This is a genomic window from Bordetella petrii, assembly GCF_020991325.1.
GTDB lineage: Bacteria > Pseudomonadota > Gammaproteobacteria > Burkholderiales > Burkholderiaceae_B > Bordetella_A > Bordetella_A petrii_E.
Map to the genome: position 1 here is coordinate 1 of NZ_JAJMLX010000328.1, position 4598 is coordinate 4598.

Annotated in this window: 6 protein-coding genes and 1 pseudogene; all 7 read right to left on the reverse strand. The window is 67.3% G+C overall.

The genetic code is table 11. The annotated features are described in order from the left end of the window. Nucleotides 1-567 (reverse strand): hypothetical protein (locus LPZ50_RS22060; RefSeq protein ID WP_230664976.1); only part of this gene is annotated, 567 nt, incomplete at its 3' end. A 180-nt stretch (nt 568-747) separates the two neighbouring features. After that, a pseudogene (gene mnhG, locus LPZ50_RS22065) lies at nt 748-1053 on the reverse strand (monovalent cation/H(+) antiporter subunit G); the annotation flags it as partial. Then, a complete protein-coding gene (locus LPZ50_RS22070) occupies nt 1050-1331 on the reverse strand; it encodes a K+/H+ antiporter subunit F (RefSeq protein WP_230664968.1) in 282 nt (93 codons plus the stop codon). The gene LPZ50_RS22070 and the pseudogene mnhG, both read right to left, overlap by 4 nt. Further along, nucleotides 1328-1807, reverse strand: a complete 480-nt coding sequence (locus tag LPZ50_RS22075; protein WP_230664970.1) for a Na+/H+ antiporter subunit E — start codon at nt 1805-1807, stop codon at nt 1328-1330. The genes LPZ50_RS22070 and LPZ50_RS22075 overlap by 4 nt, the downstream gene beginning before the upstream one ends. Continuing rightward, the gene (locus LPZ50_RS22080; protein ID WP_230664972.1) at nt 1804-3429 is read right to left on the reverse strand and encodes a monovalent cation/H+ antiporter subunit D; all 1626 of its coding nucleotides are present in this window, start codon (nt 3427-3429) and stop codon (nt 1804-1806) included. The genes LPZ50_RS22075 and LPZ50_RS22080 overlap by 4 nt, the downstream gene beginning before the upstream one ends. Continuing rightward, nucleotides 3426-3770, reverse strand: coding sequence for a Na+/H+ antiporter subunit C (locus tag LPZ50_RS22085; RefSeq protein WP_230664974.1), 345 nt, complete (start codon nt 3768-3770; stop codon nt 3426-3428). Before LPZ50_RS22085 ends, LPZ50_RS22080 begins: the two co-directional genes overlap by 4 nt. Further along, on the reverse strand, nt 3770-4598 hold an 829-nt coding region (gene mbhE / locus LPZ50_RS22090; RefSeq protein ID WP_329957692.1), incomplete at its 5' end, for a hydrogen gas-evolving membrane-bound hydrogenase subunit E. The genes mbhE and LPZ50_RS22085, both read right to left, overlap by 1 nt.

Here is a 4598-nt window from a genome sequence, read left to right on the forward strand (position 1 = left end):
CATCTCCTCGCGCCGCATGCTGGAATCGTTCGGCCTGCAGGGCGCCGTGCGCGTGTCGCCGCTGCACTGCCATACGGCCGGGGATGTGGACCACTTCCTGCGCGTCACGCAGGAACTGGCCCAGGCGCACGCGCCGGGGGCCGCCGTGCCGGGAGCGGCGCCGGAAGGCTGCGCCGGCACGGGAATCACGGTTTCGCGCAACACCCCGCCGCTTTCGACACTGCCCTTCACGCTGGTGGGCGCGGCCATCTGGCGCAGGCAGTCTTGCTGCTGGGCGGCCGGCAGCTTGCCGCAGCGCGCCGTGGCATTGGTGTCGTAGTTGGCCGACTGGTTGTTATCCAGGCGGTTGCGCGCGGCCTCTTCACGGGCGGCGCCAGCTTCCTGCAGGCAGGTGGCGCGGTCCTGGTTGGTCTGGCCGCTATTGCAGCGCTGCACATCGTGCTGGTACTGGGACTGGATGGAGCCAGACGTCGCCGTGCCAGCGGCCTGGGCCGCCACGAAGCCGGTTGCGCCGGCGGCGCCCAGCACCAGGGCGCAATACAGTTTCCGCATAGGTCGCTTGTTCATCTTTTGCTCCTTGAGGCTGCGGCGCGCGCAAGACGCGCGGCCGGTTCTTTTACGGTAAGGGAAAGCCCGTGCCGATGAAGCATGCAGATGTTACAAATCCGTCTTGTCGTTACCAGCAGGTGGCGGCGTAGTGCCCGGATACGATTCCCCGGCACCGGGTGCGGCGCTTGGCGCCTGTTTGCGCTTGCCGCGGTATACCGCCGCGCGCATCAGCAGCATGGCCGTGATGGGCGACGTGATCAGCAACAACAGCGTAATCAGGATCTCGTGCACCACCAGGCGGCTTTGCAGCGCCGAGAACACCAGGATGGACGCCAGCAGCACGCAGCTGGCGCCCATTGTGTTGCCCAGCGTGGGAGCATGGATGCGGCAGAAGAAGTTATTGAAGCGCAGCAGTCCGGCGGACCCCACCAGGGCCAGCAGGCCGCCTGCCACCAGCAGGATGCTGGCGGGGATTCCGGCCCACAGCGGGATGTCGATATTCATGGCTCGATCACCTCGCCGCGCAGCAGGAACTTGGCCATCGCCGTGGAGCCCACGAAGCCGAACAGCGCAATCAGCAGGGCCACGTCGAAGTACACCGGGGTGCCCGACCGTATGCCGAAAGCCAGCATGGCCAGCATGCCATTGATGTAGAAGGCATCCAGGCCCAGCACGCGGTCTTGCGCGGTGGGCCCGCGCACCAGCCGCACGGTCGCGCAGGCCATGCCCAGCATGAAGCACAGCAAGGCGAATGACGCGGCCCAGAACAGGACGAGGTTCATTCGAAAATCTCCATCAGGGTGCGCTCGTAGCGCTGCTTCACCAGGTCGATCCAGGCTTGCTCGTTCTCGAGATCGAGCACATGCAGTGTCAGGATGTTGTCCGACACATCCACCCAGACCGTTCCCGGGGTGTAGGTAAGAAAGCAGCCCAGCAGCGCCCGGCCATGCGGATCGCGCAATTCGAGCGGAATGTGCACATAGCCCGGCGAGAAATCACGCCGTGGCGACAGGATCAGCTTGCCGACCGCGATGTTCGAGCGCAGGATGTCGACCCCAACGCGCCAGGCCAGGCCGGGCAGCAGCCACAGCTTGTGAGGCCGGCTGCGCAAAGGCCGCAGGCGGCTGGATGCGAAGCCCAGCCACAACGCCAACACCGCGCCCAGGGCCACCTGCCCGGGCGATAACGATTCGTTCAACACCAGCCACAGGGCCAGCAGCATCAGCGGCAGCAGCAGTTTGTACAGGCGCCGCATCATCGGGCTCCCAGGGGGCGGACCGTATTGGCCGACAACACCGCGTCGATATACACGGCCGGCTGGTCCAGGGTCTTGGCGGCTTCGTCCAGGTAGGCGGACACGGGCCCCGCCCCTGCCGCCAGCCCCACGCACAGCAGGATCAGCACGCCCACCGGCCCGGCTTCGCTGATGCGCAGCCGGGGCGTGGTGCGTTCATCGGCGCTCCAGAAAATACGCATGCCCGCCCGCCCGAAGGCCACGATGCCCGCCAGGCCCGACACCAGCACCGCCGCCACCAGCACCCAGGCGCTGGCGGGCTGCACCGAGGCATTGGCGGTGGTAACGGCCGCCGACAACAGCGAGAACTTGGCCACGAAACCCGACAGCGGCGGCAGGCCCGTGACCAGCAGCGCGCACGACACGAACGCCAGCCCCAGGAAGGCCATGGCGGCCGGAATGGCCACGCCCACCACGTCGTCGGAGCGGTTGGGCGTTTCGGGGTCGTCCAGGTCGAACATGTCCATGGTGACGGCCAGCACGTTGGCCCCGAAAGTGCGGGTGCGCTCGATCAGTTCGACCAGCATGAAGAACGCGCCGGTGGTCAGCACGGAACTTAGCAGGTAGAACAGCGCCGGCCCGGTCAGGGTGACTCCCGGCATGCCCAGCGCCGTCAGCAGAGTGCCGGCGGAGATGATGACGCAGTACCCCACCATTTGCTCAAGCTGCTGCGTGGCCAGCAGCCCGATCGCGCCGAACACCAGGGTGGCCAGGCCGGCCGCGAACATCCAGTCCAGGCTGAAAGCCGCCGGAGCGCCCGTGGGCAGCAGCAGCGAGCCAATGCGCAGCAAGGCGTAGATGCCCACCTTGGTCATGATGGAAAACACCGCCGCGACCGGCGCGCTGGCCGATCCGTAACCGCGCACCAGCCAGAAATTCAGCGGCCAGGCGCCCGCCTTCACCAGGAATGCCACCCCCAGCACCGCGGCACCGGCTTCGAACAACAGGCGCTCGCTGCCCTGCAGCGTGCCTGCCCGCACGGCCAGGTCGGCCAGGTTCAGGGTGCCGGTGACGCCATAAATGAGGGCGATGCTGATCAACAGCAGGAACGACGCCACCAGGTTGACGGCAATGTATTGCAGGCCGGCGCTGACGCGCGCCACGCCCGACCCGTGCAGCATCAGGCCGTACGACGCGGCCAGCAGCACTTCGAAGAAGACGAACAGGTTGAACAGGTCGCCGGTGAGGAAGGCGCCGTTCAGGCCCATGAGCAGGAACTGGAACAGTGAATGGAAATGCACGCCCAGCCTGTCCCAGCGTGCCAGCGAATACACCAGCGTGGCCAGGCCCAGCACGGCGGTCAGCGCCAGCATGATGGCCGCCAGCCTGTCCACCACCAGCACGATGCCGAATGGCGCGGGCCAGTCGCCCAGCAGATAGACGCCCACGCCGCCGGGCCAATGGTTGCCTGCCCCGGCGGCCAGCGCCAGCAGCGTGATGGCGGCGGCCAGTTGCGCCAGGCAGGACACGGCGGCGATGGCGGCGCGCAGCTTGCGGCTGGTATCGGCCAGCAGCAGCATCGCCGCCCCCGCCAGCAGCGGAACGGCTATGGGATAAACAGGAGCGTGTTGCAGCCAGTCGATCAAGATTCCGACTCCCTGCCATCGACGTGGTCGGTGCCGGTCAGGCCGCGCGAGGCCAGCAGCACCACCAGGAACAAGGCGGTGGTGGCAAAACCGATGACGATGGCCGTCAGCACCAGGGCCTGCGGCAGCGGGTCGGCCATCAGGGCGGGATCGGGCGAGACGTCGGGGTCGATGACGGGCGGCCGTCCCACGGTAAGGCGGCCCATGCCGAAAATGAACAGGTTCACGGCATAGGACACCAGCGTCAGGCCCATGATGACCTGGAAGGTGCGCGGGCGCAGGATCAGCCAGATTCCCGATCCGGCCAGCACGCCGATTGCGGCTGCGTAAATCAATTCCATCAGGCGGTACCCCCGGATTGTGCCGCCGCCTGCGCATCGGCGGCGGCCTTGCGTTGCGCACGCAGCGATTGGTGAGCCAGCGCCACCAGTACCAGCACGGTGCCGCCCACCACGAGCATGTACACGCCCAGGTCGAACACCAGCACGCTGGAAAGGTGGATGTGGCCGATCAGCGGAATGGCCAGGTCCCAGGCCATGGCCGACAGGAACGGACGCGAAGCCAGCCACACCGATGCGGCGGCGGCGCCCGCGCACAGCAGGCCCATGCCTATCCAGTGCTGCGGATTCAGGCGGCTGCGCGATTCCACCCAGTAAACGCCGCCTACCATGTACTGCAGGATGACCGCCGTGGCCATGACCAGCCCGCCGACGAACCCGCCGCCCGGCAGATTGTGGCCGCGCAGCAGCAGGTAGGCCGACGCCAGGGCCGCGATGGGCAGCACCAGGCGCACCAGCACGGCCGGGAGGGCGATGGCATTATCGGGCAGCAAGGCGTGGATATCGGGCGCCACCGTGATGGCTTCGCCGCGCTGTTGGTGCGGCATCTCGGCGCTTTCGGGTGGCGGCCGAAACCGGCGCAGCAAAGCGTAGACCGTCAGCGCGACGATGCCCACCACCGTGATTTCCCCGAAGGTATCGAAGCCGCGGAAATCGACCAGGATCACATTGACCACATTGGTGCCGCCACCCTCGGGCAAAGCGTTGTCGACGAAGTACGAGGAAATCGTGCGGCCGGGCGGACGTGTCAGGATGGCATAGGCCAGCGCCGCGATGGACGTGCCGGCGACGGCGGCGATGACCACGTCGCGCGTGCGGCGCAAGCGCGCG